This window comes from Jiangella alkaliphila (assembly GCF_900105925.1).
Classification (GTDB): Bacteria; Actinomycetota; Actinomycetes; order Jiangellales; family Jiangellaceae; genus Jiangella; species Jiangella alkaliphila.
This window is the reverse complement of the sequence record NZ_LT629791.1, coordinates 2,519,760-2,536,206: the sequence shown is the minus strand read 5'-3', so window position 1 is coordinate 2,536,206 and position 16,447 is coordinate 2,519,760. Positions and strand designations below refer to the sequence as shown.

The 16,447-nt window shown below is 73.5% G+C and carries 12 protein-coding genes; 6 read left to right on the top strand and 6 right to left on the bottom strand.

Translation table 11 applies throughout. From position 1 onward, the window contains the following. Positions 1–59: 59 nt before the first annotated feature. From BLV05_RS11825 to BLV05_RS36535, 3 genes are all read right to left on the bottom strand, one after another. Complete coding sequence (locus BLV05_RS11825) at positions 60–836, bottom strand: hypothetical protein (protein WP_046768533.1); 777 nt, start codon at positions 834–836, stop codon at positions 60–62. Continuing rightward, complete coding sequence (locus tag BLV05_RS11820) at positions 833–1,351, bottom strand: SigE family RNA polymerase sigma factor (protein ID WP_046768534.1); 519 nt, start codon at positions 1,349–1,351, stop codon at positions 833–835. The genes BLV05_RS11825 and BLV05_RS11820 overlap by 4 nt, the downstream gene beginning before the upstream one ends. A 143-nt stretch (positions 1,352–1,494) precedes the next feature. Further along, positions 1,495–2,847, bottom strand: a complete 1,353-nt coding sequence (locus BLV05_RS36535) for a trypsin-like serine protease (protein ID WP_063932535.1) — start codon at positions 2,845–2,847, stop codon at positions 1,495–1,497. A 268-nt stretch (positions 2,848–3,115) separates the two neighbouring features. On the opposite strand from BLV05_RS36535, the gene BLV05_RS11810 reads away from it, so the two are divergent. Then, entirely contained in the window at positions 3,116–3,577 is a 462-nt protein-coding gene (locus tag BLV05_RS11810) for an NfeD family protein (RefSeq protein WP_052762399.1), read from the top strand. A gap of 77 nt (positions 3,578–3,654) precedes the next feature. On the opposite strand, the gene BLV05_RS11805 is transcribed toward BLV05_RS11810, so the two are convergent. After that, the gene (locus BLV05_RS11805; protein ID WP_046768535.1) at positions 3,655–5,022 is read right to left on the bottom strand and encodes a cystathionine beta-synthase; all 1,368 of its coding nucleotides are present in this window, start codon (positions 5,020–5,022) and stop codon (positions 3,655–3,657) included. Positions 5,023–5,128: 106 nt separating this feature from the next. Between BLV05_RS11805 and BLV05_RS11800 the strand changes: the two genes are divergently transcribed. From BLV05_RS11800 to BLV05_RS11790, 3 genes are all read left to right on the top strand, one after another. Then, a complete protein-coding gene (locus tag BLV05_RS11800) occupies positions 5,129–6,112 on the top strand; it encodes an SGNH/GDSL hydrolase family protein (RefSeq protein ID WP_046768596.1) in 984 nt (327 codons plus the stop codon). 62 nt (positions 6,113–6,174) lie between these two features. Further along, on the top strand, positions 6,175–7,398 hold the full coding sequence (locus tag BLV05_RS11795; protein ID WP_046768536.1) for an acetyl-CoA C-acetyltransferase: 1,224 nt from the start codon (positions 6,175–6,177) through the stop codon (positions 7,396–7,398). 132 nt (positions 7,399–7,530) lie between these two features. Continuing rightward, positions 7,531–7,761: a DUF4287 domain-containing protein gene (locus BLV05_RS11790; RefSeq protein WP_046768537.1), complete on the top strand. Its 231-nt coding sequence runs from the start codon at positions 7,531–7,533 to the stop codon at positions 7,759–7,761. A gap of 185 nt (positions 7,762–7,946) precedes the next feature. Here the strand turns inward: BLV05_RS11790 and BLV05_RS11785 are convergent, their stop codons facing one another. Continuing rightward, positions 7,947–8,747, bottom strand: coding sequence for a Bax inhibitor-1/YccA family protein (locus tag BLV05_RS11785; RefSeq protein ID WP_052762400.1), 801 nt, complete (start codon positions 8,745–8,747; stop codon positions 7,947–7,949). Positions 8,748–9,016: 269 nt separating this feature from the next. Here BLV05_RS11785 and BLV05_RS11780 point away from each other — a divergent pair, with 269 nt between their 5' ends. Together BLV05_RS11780 and BLV05_RS11775 are read left to right on the top strand one after the other, a co-directional pair. After that, positions 9,017–10,696, top strand: coding sequence for a DUF3352 domain-containing protein (locus tag BLV05_RS11780; RefSeq protein WP_046768538.1), 1,680 nt, complete (start codon positions 9,017–9,019; stop codon positions 10,694–10,696). Positions 10,697–10,898: 202 nt separating this feature from the next. Next, on the top strand, positions 10,899–12,512 hold the full coding sequence (locus BLV05_RS11775) for an alkaline phosphatase D family protein (protein WP_052762401.1): 1,614 nt from the start codon (positions 10,899–10,901) through the stop codon (positions 12,510–12,512). A gap of 81 nt (positions 12,513–12,593) precedes the next feature. Here the strand turns inward: BLV05_RS11775 and BLV05_RS11770 are convergent, their stop codons facing one another. Beyond that, positions 12,594–16,334: a S8 family serine peptidase gene (locus BLV05_RS11770; RefSeq protein ID WP_046768539.1), complete on the bottom strand. Its 3,741-nt coding sequence runs from the start codon at positions 16,332–16,334 to the stop codon at positions 12,594–12,596. Positions 16,335–16,447 lie beyond the last annotated feature (113 nt).

The following is a 16,447-nucleotide window of genomic DNA, read 5'->3' as shown; positions in this document are numbered from 1 at the left end:
GATCATGCTCTCACACGGTTCTCAGAGCGCTCTCAGTCGCCGGCCCGGCCGCCGCCGGCTCAGCCGACCGGCGCGCACTCCCCCGGCTGCGCCGGTGTCCACACCTGGGCGATCTCGTCGCCGCCGGCGTCGTAGCCGCGCACGACGTAGCCCGGGGAGAGCTCGTCGCCGGCAATCGGGTCGTCGGCCGGGCAGCTCGGGCCGCCGAGGATCCACCGCTGCGAGGGGTAGAACCAGAAGTCGCCCCACAGGGCGGCGTCGCGCTCCGGCTCGCCGGGCGGCTGCACCGTCACCCGGGTCACCGGATCGGTGAACCGGCCCCCGCTGAGAGACGGGTCGAGCACGCGCAGGTGCTCCGCCTCCTCGGCGGCCATCGCGACGGGGTAGACGGCGGGGTCGCCGTCGGCGGTCAGCGCGCACTCGATGACGTCCTCGCCGCCGGACCGGGTGATCACCCAGGTCGCCACCGCCTCGGGGGCGGGCGGGTCCTGCACCTGGACGCCGTGGATCGGCTCGCCCGTGGGAGCCGGCGGCAGCCCCGGCCCGCCGAAGCAGTGGTCCAGGGCGGCGGCCAGCTCGTCGTCGGTCAGCTCGCGAACCTCGGGCGCGGGCAGGATGTCCGCGTCGCCGCTCGCCACCGCCGAGGAGTCGCGGCCGGACGCGGCCAGGCCGGCCGGCACCGCGACCGCGGCCACCGCCCCGGCCGCCACCGCGCTCCGTGCCGCCGTACGCCGGCGACGGGCCTGGCGCAGCGCGGCGGCCGCCAGCCCGGGGACCGGCGCGGCGTCGGCGGCCGCGTCCTGGAACGCCTCACGCAGGATCGTCTCGATGCTCATCGTCGCAGCTCCTCCACGTCGTCGATCCGTTCGTCCAGCTCCGGCACGAGGGTGCGCAACCGGGCCAGCGCGCGGTGCGCCTGGCTGCGCACCGTGCCGACCGAGCAGCCCATGATCTGGGCGACCTCGGCCTCGGGCAGGTCTTCCAGGTAGCGCAGCACCAGCACCGCCCGTTGCCGCGGCCCGAGCTGTTGCAGCGCGGAGCGCAGGTCCAGGCGCCGGACGGCGTCGGCGGAGCGGTCGGCCTCCGGCCGCTCCGGCACGGCCGGACCGAGCACCTCGGACCGGGCCGAGCGACGGCGCCACCAGCGGGCGTGGTCGTGATAGATGATGCGCCGCGTGTAGGCCTCCGGGTCGTCGACCTTCCGCCAGCGGCCGGCCAGCTTGGCCAGCGCGCCCTGCACGAGGTCTTCGGCCCGGTGCCGGTCGCCGGTCAGCACCACGGCGGTCCGCAGCAGCGCCATCGACCGCGCCGCCACGAACTCCGTGAACTCGCGTTCCGCCGTTGCGTCCACGCTCACACCTCTCGCGCCCGTCGTCTCTCCTCTGAAGAGGACGCGGCAGCGACACCACTATGCATGCCGGCAGACGACGACGGCGGCGCCGCCCGCGAGTGGGGCGGCGCCGCCGTCGTTCGTGCAGCGCGTGGTGCGGTGCGTCAGCTCCCTGCCATCAGCCGCTGCCGGGCGAGGAACGCCACGGCGGCGCCGCCGGCCAGCAGCAGCGCCAGCGCGACGCCGGTGCCCGTGCCGGCGCCGGTGTCGGGCAGCTCCTCGCCGTCGCCTGGGTCGTCGGTCGGGGTGGACGTCGGCTGCTCGGTCGGCTCCGGCGTCGGCTCCTCGGTGGGCGTCGGGGTCGGCGTCGGCGCCTCGCCCTCGACGGTCACCGTCACCGCGGCCGGCGCGGAGTCGATCTTGCCGTCGTTGGCGACGACGTGGAACGTGTCCTCGCCCTCGAAGCCGGCCGCCGGGGTGTAGGTGAGCACGCTCGGGTCGTCCTCGTCCTGGGTCAGCTCGCCGAACTCGGGCGCGTAGACCTTGAACTCCAGGTCGTCGCCCTCGGGGTCGCTGCCGGCCAGCTCGATGGTCACCGGGGTGTCGATGGTCGTCTCGGCCGCGGTGGTCTCGACGACCGGCTCGGTACGGACCTCGGCGGTCTCGGCGATGGCCGCCGCGACGGCGCTCACCTGCGTGTAGATGCCCGGGTAGTTCGGCCGGGCGCAGCCGTTGCCCCAGCTGACGATGCCGACCTGGACGGGCTCGCCGTTCTCGTCGTCACGGAACAGCGGGCCACCGGAGTCGCCCTGGCAGCTGTCGATGCCGCCCTCGGCGTACCCGGCGCACAGCTCGACGTCGGCGGCGAAGCCCCAGCCCTCGTCGTCGGGGTAGGAGGCCAGGCACTCGTCGTCCGGGACGAACGGCACGTCGGCCTCGAGCAGGAACTGCTGCTGGTCGCCGCCCTCGGCGTCGGCGCCCCAGCCGGCCACCGTGAACATGCCCTCGTCGTACTCGTCGCTGGTCGCCAGGGCGAGCGTCGGCACGTCCTCGACCGGCTCCTCGAGCTGGATCAGCGCCCAGTCCGGGAACCCGCCGCCGATGCCCTCGGCGTTGGCCGACCAGACGTACTCGCCGCCGACCTCGACGATGTCCTCGCTGGCGAGGTCGACCGAGCCGATCAGCGCGGTGATGTCGGTGTTCGGGCCGGTGCCGGGCGCGACGCAGTGCGCCGCCGTCAGCACCAGGTCCGGCTCGTACAGGGCGCCGCCGCACAGCCCGCCGCCGATGTCGAGGCGGACCATCCAGGGATAGTCGCCCTCGGCCGCCGGCTCACCGCCGATGATCCGCGGCAGCACGTCGAGGGTCTCGAAGGTCTGGTCGAGCAGGGTGACCGCGGGGTCTGGCGTCTCGTCGGACGACGCGACTCCGGCGGTGCCGAGCAGGCCGGCCCCCGCCAGTGCGGTGGCCAGCAGCGCGCCCGCGACGCGGGCACCGTGACGCAGGTGGTAACGCAACGATTCTCTCCGATTCGGCACGTGGATTCGCATTCGATGATCACTGTTCGCCCAGGGGCGGAGGCGAAATTCGTCCGGCCCCGGAACCGCGGGGAACGGTACCGGAAGCCGGCACCTCGTCCACCCCGACAACCCGCTTCCGACCAGGAATTTCACCGCGCCGGACCGGCTCGTGGGGCAATGCCCGGATTCGTCCGCGACTGAGCGCGCGACACGTTGCCATCGCGTCAATAGACACAAAAGCGGCGCTGGTCAATAAACTTCGGCCATGCAGTCGTTGTGGGACTGGTTCAGTGACCACGCCTGGGTGCTGGGATGGGCCGGCACCGCCCTCGTCCTGGGCACGATCGAACTGACGACGCTCGACTTCTTCTTCCTCATGCTGTCCATCGGCGCGGCCAGCGGCGCCGTCGCCGCCGGCATGGGCGCGGAGTTCATCGTGCAGCTGCTCGTGGCGGTCGGCGTCAGCGTGGCCCTGCTCGGCGTCGTCCGGCCGATCGCGAAGAAGCGGCTGCTGAAACCGACGCCGTCCTCGTTCGGCGCCGCGGCCCTGGTCGGGCTGAACGGCGTGGTGATCGAGCGGGTCGACGCGCACCGAGGGCTGATCAAGCTGGCCGGCGAGGTGTGGTCGGCGCGCAGCTACGACGGCCGGTCGACGTTCGAGGAGGGCACGACCGTCGGCGTGGTCGAGATCCGCGGCGCCACCGCGCTGGTCCTGGAGGAGAGCTGATGTCGCTGGCCGGCAAGGCGGCGCTCGTCACCGGCCAGAACCTCCGGGTGACCGGCGGCTACCTGATCTGACCGCCGTCAGGTCGTGGCGACGTAGCCCAGCAGGTCGGTGCGGGTCAGCACGCCCACCGGCTTGCCGTCGCCGACCACCAGCAGCGCGTCGGCCGTGCGCAGCGCCTCGACGGCGGCGGCGACCGCCTCGCCGGCGCCGACCATCGGCAGCGGCTTGGACATGTGCTGCTCGACCCGGTCGGTCAGGTGCGCGGCGCCGGTGAACAGCGCGTCGAGGAGGTCGCGCTCGACGACGGCGCCGGCCACCTCCGCGGCCATGACCGGGGGCTCGGCGCGCACGACCGGCATCTGCGACACGTTGTACTCGCGCAGGATGTGGACGGCGTCGGCGACGCTCTCGGCCGGGTGGGTGTGGACGAGCGCCGGCATCTCGCCGGACTTGCGGCGCAGGACGTCGCCGACCGTGACGCCCTCGACCGGCGGCAGGAAGCCGTACGACGTCATCCAGGCGTCGTCGAACACCTTGGAGAGGTAGCCGCGGCCGCCGTCGGGCAGCAGCACGACGATGACGTCGTCGGGCCTGGCCCGCTCGGCCACCCGCAGCGCCGCCACGACGGCCAGCCCGCAGGAACCGCCGACCAGCAGACCCTCTTCGCGGGCCAGCCGGCGGGTCATCTCGAAGGAGTCGTTGTCGGAGGCCGCGATGATCTCGTCGCAGATGTCCGCGTCGTAGGTCTGCGGCCAGAAGTCCTCGCCGACGCCCTCGACGAGGTACGGCCGGCCGGTGCCGCCGGAGTACACCGAGCCCTCCGGGTCGGCGCCGATGATCTTCACCTTGCCGCCGGAGACCTCTTTGAGGTAGCGGCCGACACCGGTGATGGTCCCGCCGGTGCCGATGCCCGCGACGAAGTGCGTGATGCGGCCGTCGGTCTGCTTCCACAGCTCCGGGCCGGTGGTCTCGTAGTGCGAGCGCGGGTTGGCCGGGTTGGAGTACTGGTCGGGCTTCCAGGCGCCGGGCGTCTCGCGGACCAGGCGGTCGGAGACGGAGTAGTACGAGTCGGGGTCCTCGGGCGCGACCGCGGTCGGGCAGACGACGACCTCGGCGCCGTAGGCCTTGAGCACGTTGCGCTTGTCTTCGCTCACCTTGTCGGGGCAGACGAAGATGCAGCGGTAGCCCTTGCGCTGCGCGACCAGCGCCAGCCCGACGCCGGTGTTGCCGCTCGTCGGCTCGACGATCGTCCCGCCGGGGCCGATGAGACCGGCCTTCTCGGCGTCCTCGATCATCCGGGTGGCGATGCGGTCCTTCACCGAGCCGCCCGGGTTCAGGTACTCGACCTTGGCGAGCACCGTGGCCGGCAGGCCTTCGGCGACCGTGCCCAGTCGGACCAGCGGGGTATCGCCGATGAGGTCGAGGACGTTCTCGTAGTACTCCACGATGCCGAGATTAGCCGAGGGCGCGGCTGACCTGGGCCGGGCCTCGGGTTCGTCTGAGGTCGGCCGGCAGACGACATCCAACGACTAGAGTCGAACGGTGGTCGGCATGGTCAGCGCTCAGACGGCACGTCGTCTCGCCGCGTACGGGGGTGGTGGCCTCAGCCTGCTGGGCGCGGCCGGCTACGGACTCCTGCGGCTGCAGGCGAAGCTGGCTCGGCGCAGTATCACCGGCCGCCCGCTCGGCGGCCCGCCCGACCCCGACGGCGTCTACGGCACCGGCGACGACCCGCCGCTCTCGTTCATCGTCGCCGGTGACTCCGCGGCGGCCGGCTACGGCGTCCGTCATTCCGACGAGACGCCCGGCGCGCTGCTCGCCGCCGGGCTGGCCGAGGTGGCGCACCGCCCGGTCGCCCTCACCACCGTCGCGCAGGTCGGCGCGCAGACGGCCGACCTCGCCGACCAGCTCGACCGCGCGACGGCCGCCGCACCCGACGTCGCGCTGCTGATCGTGGGCGGCAACGACATCACCCACCAGGTGAAGCTGACCGAGTCGGTCCGGCTGCTCGACGAGGCCGTGCGGCGGCTGCGCGCGTCCGGCTGCCAGGTGGTCGTCGGGACGTGTCCCGACCTCGGCACCATCCGCCCGATCCGGCCGCCGCTGCGCTGGCTGGCCCGGCGGGCGAGCCGGCAGCTGGCCGCCGCCCAGACCATCGCGGTCGTCGCGGCCGGCGGCCGCTCGGTGTCGCTGGGCTCGATCCTGGGCCCCGAGTTCGAGGCGGCGCCGGGCGAACTGTTCAGCGAGGACCAGTTCCACCCGTCGTCGGCCGGCTACGCGCACGCGGCCGCCGCCGTCCTGCCGTCGCTGATCGGCTCGCTCGGCCTCTGGGCGCCCGGCGACGAGACGCCGGAACTCGGCCGCGGCGACGGCGTGCTGCCGGTGTCGCTCGCCGCGGTGGCCGCGGCGGACCATGCCGGCACCGAGGTCGCGGCGGCGACGGTCGAGGGCCGGACCCGCGGACCGCGCGGCCCCTGGGCGCAGCTGCGCCACCGCCGCCGGCGGCCACTGCCCGACGCGCCCGAGCGGGTCTGACCCGCCCACCGGCGGGTATCGTAGAGTTACCAGCGAGTAACCCCCGGTCGAAGGAGCCCGCCATGCCCGAGGCAGTCATCGTCGCCACCGCGCGGTCGCCGATCGGGCGGGCGTACAAGGGGTCGCTGATCGACGTGCGGCCGGACGACCTCGCTGTCGCGACGATCCGCGCGGCGCTCGACCAGGTGCCGGCGCTCGACCCCGCCACCATCGACGACCTCTACGTGGGGTGTGCGGAGCCGCGCGACGAGCAGGGCGGCAACGTCGCCCGCCGCATCGCCGTACAGCTCGGGCTGGACGAGCTGCCGGCGGCGACGATCAACCGGTTCTGCGCCTCGTCGGTGCAGACGGCGCGCATGGCGTTCCACGCGATCAAGGCCGGCGAGGGCGACTTGTTCGTGTCGGCAGGCGTCGAGTGCGTCTCGCGCTACGTCGGCTTCGGCGGCGCCGGCGTCGACCCGGTCGAGACGCAGAACCCGCTGTTCGCCGACGCGCAGGCGCGCACCGTCCGGTATGCGGAGACGAACGAGACGTGGCACGACCCGCGGGCCGGCGGCGGGCTGCCCGACGTGTACATCCAGATGGGCCAGACCGCCGAGAACGTCGCCACCTACGCCGGCGTCACCCGCGCCGACCAGGACGAGTTCGCCGTCCTCTCGCAGTCGCGGGCCGAGCAGGCGGCGAAGGACGGGTTCTTCGCCCGCGAGATCGTCCCGATCACCCGGCCCGACGGCCAGGTCGTCGACAACGACGACAGCCCGCGCCCGGGCACCACGCTGGACAAACTGGCCGCGCTGCAGCCGGTGTTCCGGCCGGACGGGACGGTGACGGCGGGCAACTGCACGCCGCTCAACGACGGCGCGGCGGCGGTCGTCATCATGTCCGACACCCGCGCCCGCGAGCTCGGGCTGACGCCCCTGGCCCGCATCGTCGCGACGGCGGCGTCGGCGCTGTCGCCGGAGATCATGGGCCTCGGCCCGGTCGAGTCCTCGCGGCGGGCGCTGCAGCGAGCCGGCATGACCATCGACGACGTCGACCTGGTCGAGATCAACGAGGCGTTCGCCGCCCAGGTGGTGCCCAGCGCCCGGCAGCTCGGCATCGACTACGCGAAGCTCAACGTGCACGGCGGCGCCATCGCGCTCGGCCACCCGTTCGGCTCCACCGGCGCGCGGATCATGACGACGCTGGTGAACGGCCTGCGCACCCGCGACGCGTCGATCGGGCTGGAGACGATGTGCGTCGGCGGCGGTCAGGGCATGGCGATCATCCTCGAGCGCCTCGGCTGACGCGCGGCGGCCGGCCGGAGGGCCGGCCTGGGGCCGCCCCGATCCGGAGTTGGTCTTGGGGAAAGGGTTGTGTCACCCGGGGTCGTGCGGCACAGTCGATATACGGAGACCTCGACAGCCTCGGAGGCAGCCATGAGCCTGAATCACTCCGACGAGACCCATCGCAACCTTCTCGCCCGTGTTCCCGGCGTCACCGGGCGAGAACTCCCGGAGTGGTTCGCGGCCTTGGAGGCCGGACCTGCCTTCCTGCGGTTCGACGACCGCGTCAGGTGGCTCCGCGACGAGCACGGCCTGGCTCATGGCCACGCGACGGCCATCGTGCACGAGGCCGACCTGCGCCGCGCCGCCCGCAACTTCGGCTGAGCCGCGCCCGAGCCGCGCCCCGCGGCCCCACCGCACACCTGAGGCGGACACCCCACAGTCGTCCGTCCGCGACCGAACGACACGGTCCCCGGGCCGCAGGCCGGACGGACACCAACGAAGAACGGCCCGTCCCGTGAGCTCACGGGACGGGCCGTCTGTGTCAGACGCTGCCTACTGCGGCGCGCTCATTCACCCCGGAGGATGGCGAGCAGGCGCAGGATCTCGAGGTAGAGCCAGACCAGCGTGACGGTGAGACCGAACGCCGCCGTCCAGGCGTACTTGGCCGGCAGGCCGCCCTTGACGCCCTTGTCGATGAAGTCGAAGTCGAGGATGAGGCAGAACGCCGCCAGGCCGACCGCGAACACGCCGATCAGGATGCCGAACCAGCCGTCGCGGAAGCCGAACGCGCTGTCGGACGAGCCGAACCACATGAACGTCAGGTTGACCAGGCTGAAGATGCCGTAGCCGATCAGCGCGATCATGACGCCACGCTGGAACTTCGGCGTCACCCGGATGCGGCCGCTGCGGTACGCGAACAGCGTGGCCGCGAACACACCCAGCGTGCCGAGGACCGCCTGCGCGACGATGCCGTCGAGCGGCTGCCCCGAGACGGCGTAGTTCTCGAAGACCTGGCTGATGCCGCCGACGAACAGCCCCTCGAAGCCCGCGTAGAGCAGGATGAGAACCGGCGACGGGTTGCGCTTGAATGCGTTGACCAGGCCGAGCACCAGACCCACGATGAGGCCGATGAAGGCCAGGCCCGGGTTCAGCCAGCCGACGACCGCGCCGGCGAGCAGCACCGCGAAGGTGATGCCGGTCTTCATGATGACGTCGTCGTACGTCATCCGCCCGGTCTGCGCGGGCGACGCCGACGGAGCGGCGTACATGTCCTGCAGTTCTTCAGCGCTCGGCGCGGCGGCGTCATAGGTCGCGTGCCGTCCGTTGAAGCCCTCAGCCCGGCTGAAGATCGGGTTGTTTCCCTGCATCGTTCTCCTCCAACGCCCCACGGCGGGGCGAATCAGATTCGTTCGACAAGTCTACTGATCACCTGCGGTGCGGACGAGTCCAGGGCGCATTGCCGCAACACTTCTCATCGTCGGCCGGGCGGACCCGGCCGCGGGGCCCGTCGCCGGGCACCATACCGCCGCATCCACGACATCGCGTGTACACGTTGCCACAACCCATGAATCCGGACTTTCCGCTACCCTGAGCGCGTTCGGCGCGAGCCGACGCTACGGGGGAAGGCGAGGTCAGCATGGTGTACCCAGGGTCGCCCACGGGCCCGGACGAGCAGCCCGGCGAGCAGCCGCACGGCGCCGGCCCCGGCCCCGTCCCACCGCCGCCTCCGCCGGCCACCCAGCCGCTGGCCTACCTCGACGACGCGGAGGCCGGACCGGCCATCGTGCCGCGCAAGCGCCGCGGCCTGCTCGCCGGCGGCATCGCGGCGGCTGTGCTGCTGGCCGGATCCGGCGGGGTGTTCGCCTGGCAGGCTCTCGACGGCGGCGGCACGCAGCCGCACGACGTGCTCCCGGCCGACGCCATCGGCTACGTCCGGCTCGACCTCGACCCGTCCGCCGGGCAGAAGATCGAGGCGTTCCGGTTCCTGCAGAACTTCCCGCTGTTCACCGAGGCCACCGGCATCACCGACGAGAACGTCGACCTGCGCGAGCGGTTCATCGACGAGCTGGCGTCGGCCACCGGCTGCGACATCGACTTCGCCACCGACGTCGAGCCGTGGGCCGGCGAGCGGGTCGGCGCCGCCATGACCCCGGCGGCGGGCGACAGCGGCCAGCCCGGCTACGTCGTCGCACTCCAGACCGGCGACGAAGAGGCCGCAACCGCGGCGATCGACCGCATCCTCGGCTGCGGTGGCGCCGAAGCCGAGTCCGAGGGCCTCGGCCACGCCTACGTCGACGGCTACCTGCTGGTCACCGACACCCAGGAGAACGCCGACACCTACGCGGACGCCGCCGCCGACTCGTCGCTGGCCGACAACCCCGAGTTCGCCTTGGCGATGGACCAGCTCGGCGAGCAGGGCATCGCGTCGGCGTGGTTCTCCGGCGCCGCCATGTTCGACGCCTTCGACGGCTCGGCCAGTGCATTCGGCATCGGCGCCGGCGCGTCCGGCAACGACGTGCCGACGATGGACGACGCCCGCGAGCTGATCGACGAGACCTACCGCAGCGTCGCGCTGTCCGTCCGCTTCGACGACCGGTACGCCGAGCTGGCCGGCGTCGTCACCGGCAGCTCGTACCACGCCCTCGACGGCGGCGGCGTCAATGCCTCCGTGCCCGACGACACCAGCTTCTTCCTCGGCGCGCACGACGCGGGCCAGTACGTGCGCGACAACTGGGACGCCTCCTTGGAGTCGCTGCCCGGCGGCGGGGACATGCTGGCCGAGCTGGAGGCGCAGACCGGCCTCGTCCTGCCCGACGACCTCGCCACCCTGCTCGGCGACGAACTCCTCGTCGCCGCCGACGCGGGCTCCGCCGACATCGACGCGCTCGCCGAGAGCGGCGACTTCTCCTCCATCGACATCGGCGCCCGCGTCGTCACCGACCCCGACGCCTTCGCCGACCTGTGGGAGCGGCTCCAGGGCCTGGCCGCCGACGCCGGCGCCCCGCTGGACGAGCTGCCGCTGCAGACCACCGACGACGGCTTCGTGCTGGCCACGTCCGAGGACTACGCGGCGCAGCTGCTCGACGGCGGCGGCCTCGGCGACACCGACGCCTACCGCACCGCGGTGGCCGACGCCGCCGACGCCGACTCCGTCTTCTTCCTCAACATCGACACCCTCGAGCACCTCCTCGACGGCGCCGGCGACTCGCTCGGCGAGGCCGAGCGGCAGTCGATCGAGGCGGTCCAGGCCATCGGCATGGCGATGCACTACAACGAGGGCAACATGGAGCTGAGCCTGCGCGTCACGACCGACTGACGGGGGACGTCGCCGCCCGGTTTCGCGGCATTCCGGTGTCGCGTACACCGCGGCGACGCCACCTCGCCGCCTCGCGTTAAACCAGTTCTCACCTGCGACGCAGCAGGACGCCTGGCTGTTACGGGACCGTCACGTCGCGATGGTTCCGCCGTTCACCGCGGCAATGCTGACATCGAGTCACGCCCACCTGAAAGGTGCCGCCGTGACCGAACGACCGTCGCTCAGCCGCCGCCATTTCCTGGCGAGTACGGGAGCCGCCGCCGGGCTGGTCGCGTTGCCGCAGGCCGTGACCACGCTGTGGCGCCCGGCTACGTCCGCCGCCGCCGACACGTACCCGTTCACGCTGGGCGTCGCGTCGGGCGACCCGCTGCCCGACGCCGTGGTGATCTGGACCCGGCTGGCGCCCCAGCCGCTGGAGCGGGCCGGCGGCATGACCGACGAGCCGGTGCCGGTGCGCTGGGAGGTGTCGGCCACCGAGGACTTCCGCCGCCCACTGCGCCGCGGCACGACGCTGGCCGTGGCGGCCGAGGCGCACACCGTCCACGTCGACGTCCGAGGGCTGGACCCGCACACGTGGTACTGGTACCGCTTCCAGGCTCAGGGCGAGGTCTCCGCCGTCGGACGGACGCGGACGGCGCCGGCCCGCGGCAGCATCGCGCCGGTCGCGTTCGCGTTCGCCTCGTGCGCGCAGTACGAGCACGGCTGGTTCACCGCGTACCGGCGCATCGCCGAGGAGGACCTGGACGTCGTCTTCCACCTGGGTGACTACGTCTACGAGTTCGCCGGCGGCGACTACCAGGCGCCCGCCGGCAACGTCCGCACCCATGCCGGCGGCGAGCTGGTCACGCTGGACGACTACCGGCGCCGCTACGCGCAGTACAGCACCGACGCGGACCTGCAGGCCGCGCACGCCGCCGCGCCGTGGATCGTCACCTGGGACGACCACGAGGTCGACAACAACTACGCCGCCGCCGTCCCGGAGTTCACCGACGCCGCCCAGGGCAACGGCGACGAGGCGAGCTTCCTGGCCCGCCGGGCGGCCGCCTACCAGGCGTACTGGGAGCACATGCCGCTGCGCCCGGAGAACCGCGCCGTCGGGCCGGACCTGCAGCTCTACCGCGGCTTCACCTACGGCGACACCGCCTCGTTCAGCGTGCTGGACACCCGGCAGTACCGCACCGACCAGCCGTGCGGCGACCCCGGACCGGCGGCCGGCTGCGGCGAGGAGTCCGACCCGCAGGCGACGCTGCTCGGACAGGTGCAGGCGGGCTGGCTGGAGGATCGGCTGGCGGCGTCGGCGGCCACCTGGAACGTGCTGCCGCAGCAGGTCTTCATGGCCGGGACGGACGCCGAGCCGGGCGGCGCTCTGCCGGACGACCCGCGCGACGCCGGCGGGAGCGACAGCTGGGACGGCTACCGGGCGTCGCGGCACCGGCTGCTGGACTTCGTCGCCGGCCGGGGCATCGAGAACCTCGTGGTGCTGACCGGCGACGTGCACAACCACTGCCTCGCCGACCTGCGCCGCGACTTCGAGGACGAGATGTCGCCGGTGCTCGGCACCGAGCTGGTGTGCACGTCGATCGCGTCCGGCGGCGACGGCACCGACCGCTCTGCGGGCTTCGAGCGGCTGCTGCCGGAGAACCCGCACCTGCGCTACAACAGCAACCGCCGCGGCTACGTGTCCTGCCGGGCCGACCGCGAGACGCTGCGCGCGGAGTTCCGCGTGCTGGACCACGTCTCGACGCCGGGCGCGCCCGTGCGCACCGACGCGGCGTTCGTCATCGAGGCCGGGACCGCGCGGGCGGAGCCGGCCTGAAGCAGCTTGCGTGTGCCCGGCAATGGGGGTTCTTGGGAGGGACAACACACCCCATTGCCGGGCACGACCTGAGGGCGCCGGCTACGCGGCGCCGATCCGCCAGGCGCGGTCGATCTCCTGCCTGACGGTGTTGCCGGCGGCGTCGGTGACGGTCACCCGCAGCGAGGCGAACCCGTCGCCGGCGGCCGGGACGGCGGCACGCAGCACCCCGTCGCCCGCCGGCGTCACCGGCGCGGGCTGCCAGCTGGCGCCGTCGTCGAAGGACACCTCGGCGGTCGCGGTGAACCCGCCCGGCGCCTCGACGCCGGCCGGGTAGGACGGGCGCAGCTCCAGCGGGTACGACGCACCGGCCGGGACCTCGTTGTACAGCCCGGTGTCGAGCCCGTACGCCAGCTGGATCAGCGGCAGCACCTCGCGGTCCGCCGCCGGCCGCGCGGACCGGAAGCCCCACGTCGTCGCGGTGTGCGTCCACAGGTCGGAGAAGTTGCCCCGCCCGGCGGTGGTCTCCAGCGACAGCTCGAAGTCCGCCGCCGCTCCCGGCACGGTGAACTGCCCCTCCGACCACGAGGCCCGGCCGACCTCGACGCCCTCGCGACGCAGCACCAGCTCCGTCGAGTCGCCCAGCTGCTCCTGGTTGAACCCGTACGTCGACGGGCCGTAGAGGTACTGCGGCAGCGAGACGCGGATCGCGTCGCGGAACCGGGCCGCCGGCAAGCCGTACTCCTCCGACCCGGTCAGCGCCGGCATGCCCGGCGCGATGAGCGGACCCCACCACACCTGCTCGGTGCTGGTCCCCACCGCGTACGGCTCGATGCTGGACCACGTCCAGTACATGTTCGGGAACTCCGGGTGCGGCTGGGCGAAGCGCTGCCAGTCGACGCCGTCGGCGCTGAGGTACTCGGTGCGGTGGACCGGCCCGTTGCGGCTGATCGACAGGCTCGACCCGAGGGCGGACGCGCCGGTGTACGGGATCCACGCCTCGCGCCGGCCCATCCGCTCCGACGCCTGCCGGTAGTCGGACTCGACGACGGCGAGGTCGTCGTGGTCGGCCACGTACGTGACGCCGCCGGGCAGACCGTCCTCGGTGAACGCGAGCTGGTAGCTGTACTCCGAGTCGCGCCGGCTGGTGAGGTCGAGCTCCAGGTCCGGGTCGGCCGCCAGCGCGGCCCGCAGCTGCTCGCCGAAGGCACGGTCGACGGTGTACGTGGGCAGCGCGGCGTTCCAGAACGACTCCGACCACTCCTCGTCGGCGTCGTTGGCCATGAGCAGCAGCGCGGCGCCGGCCTCCGTCGCCAGCCGCTGCTGCTCCCCCGGCGTCTCCCAGTCGCCGTGGCGGCTCACCAGCACCGCCTTGCCGGCGACATCGGCGGCGGCGAACTCGTCAGGCGTGCCGGTGCCGACGTCGACCAGCGGCAGCCCGTCCGGGCCGGCGTACACCGTCGGCGCGGAGGCCAGCCGCGGCGACGGCAGCAGCCGCTCCCCCGCGGCGCGCACCTCGAGCAGCGGCTGGGGTCGCTGCCACGTGGTGGAGAACTCGAACGTGCCGTTCTTCGGCCGGCTGCTGGGCAGGGTGTAGAGGTCGGCGCCGTCGTAGCCCTGCGCGATGATCATCCGCATCGACTGCTCGCCGACGGTGCGCTCCCACACGGCGTCGAACCCCCCGTCGTCGGCCTCGCGCGGCGTCGTCACCGTGACCGGCTCGGCGTCGCGCGCGTCGTAGGCCAGCGTGAGGTCGTCGTCGACGCGCAGGTCGGGCTCGGCGGCCAGCGCGAAGCTCGCGGTCGTGTCGCGTCCGGCGGTCTCGACGTTGGTGACGACGGTGTACGTCCCCTCGGGGATCTCGGCCGTCGTGGTGCCGCCGGACATGAACGCCCGGGTCCACTCGCCGGTCTCGGTGTTCCAGAGGTCGACCTCGCCACGCGCGGGCGCTCCGTCGCGGCCGACGGCGTCGACGGTGACGGTGTGCACCGGACGCTCGATGGTGAACGTCGTGACGCTGTTGATCGCGGCGTCGCGGTCGCGCGGGTCCTGCGCCGTGATGTGCCCGCTGTAGCTGCCGCCGGTGCTCGCCTCGGCCGACACCTCGACCCGGGTGCTGGCGCTGCCGCCCGGCGGGATGCTCAGGACCGGGTTGCGCACCCGCATGGCCGGCGTGTTGCGGCCGTCGCCGCCGGGCCGGGTGACGTCGGCGCTGATCCGCAGCGTGACGCGGCGATCCGTCGGGTTGTGGTAGGTCAGCGTGCGGCTGACGGCGGGCGCGTCCATGGCCAGCTGCCCGAAGTCGACCACGCCCTGGTCGACGGCGACCGACTCGCCCACCGCGGCGGCGACGTCGACCCGCCCGGCGCCCTGGAACGACACCGCCTCGTCCAGCGGCGTGCTCGACGACACCAGGCGCTGCTTGAGCCGCTCGTCGGTCCAGTCCGGGTGCTGCTGGGCCAGGATCGCGGCCGCGCCGGCGACGTGCGGCGTCGCCATCGAGGTGCCGTTCAGCGAGGTGTAGTGCTCGTCCAGCAGGCTGCCCAGCGCGGTGCCGGCGGCCCGGGCCGCGACGATGCCGACGCCCGGCGCGACCACCTCGGGCTTCACCGCGCCGTCGCCGACCCGCGGCCCGCGAGACGAGAAGGAGGCCGGCTGGTCCTGCTTGTCGACGGCGCCGACGGTGAGCGCGGACGTCGCCGCCCCCGGCGAGCCGACGGTGCCCTCGTCCGGCCCCATGTTGCCGGCCGCGACGACGAACAGCGTGTCCGACTCCGCGCTCAGGCGGTCGACGGCCTGGCTCATCGGGTCCGTGCCGTCGCTGGCCCAGTCGGTGCCCAGGCTCATGCTGACGACGTCCGCGCCCTGCTCGACCGCCCACTCCATGCCGGCGATGATCCAGTCCTCGTAGCCGGAGCCGTCGTCGCCGAGCACCTTGCCGATCAGTAGGTCGGCACCCGGCGCGACGCCGCGGTGCGTGCCGCCGGACGCGGCGCCGGTCCCGGCGACCGTCGCCGCCACGTGCGTGCCGTGGCCCTGTCGGTCGACCGCGGCCTGGCCCTCGGGGTCGGCGTCCTCGGTGAAGTTGCGGGCGCCCGAGACCTGGCCGGCGAGGTCGGGGTGGGCGGGGTCCCAGCCGGTGTCGAGCACGGCGACCGTGCTGCCGGTGCCGTCGAGGCCCTGCTCCCACGCCTCCGGCGCGCCGATCTGCGGCACTGACTCCGCCAGCGTCGCCTCGACCCGGCCGTTGAGCCAGACCCGGCCGATCGTGCCTGCCTGCACGTCGTCCCAGACCGAGCTCAGCTCGTCCTTCGTCGCGGTGACGGACAGCGCGCCGATGCTGGGCAGCGACCGTTCGGCCCGGGTGCCCGAGGGCGCCTCGGGCACGCTGCGGATCCCGGGACCGTCCGGCGCGGCCACCAGCAGCGGCAGGTCGGCGCGGGCGACGTCGTGGTAGCCGGACTCGGCGAGGTAGGTGAGGTCGAACAGCCGCTCGTCCAGCACACCGGACTGCACGTACGGCACGGCCGCATCCGGCAGCGCCAGCACGTGGCCGTCGCGCTCGACGAACGCCGGCGGGTTGCCGCTGGGCGTCGTCTGCGCCCAGGCCGCCTGGCGGCCGTCCGGCGCGACGTGCAGGATCACGACGTCGCCGGTGAGCAGGGTCAGCTGGTAGCTGTGCCCGGTGGCAGCCGATCCGGTGGCCGGGACCTGTGCGGCGGCTGCACCCGCTGGGTCGGCGGCGGGCGCGGTCCCTCCGGCGCCGATCAGCAGGGCGGTGGCCGCGGCCGGGACCAGCAGCCGGGCGCGGCTGCGATGCCAGGACAGGATCGTGCGGGGCATGGGACCTCGTCTCCTCGGGCCGCGGCCCCGCCGCCCGACGGGGGTGGCGGGCGGCGGGGTCACCGCGGCGGGGGATCGCCGTGTGCCCACCGTTCCGTAGTGCGCCATCCGTT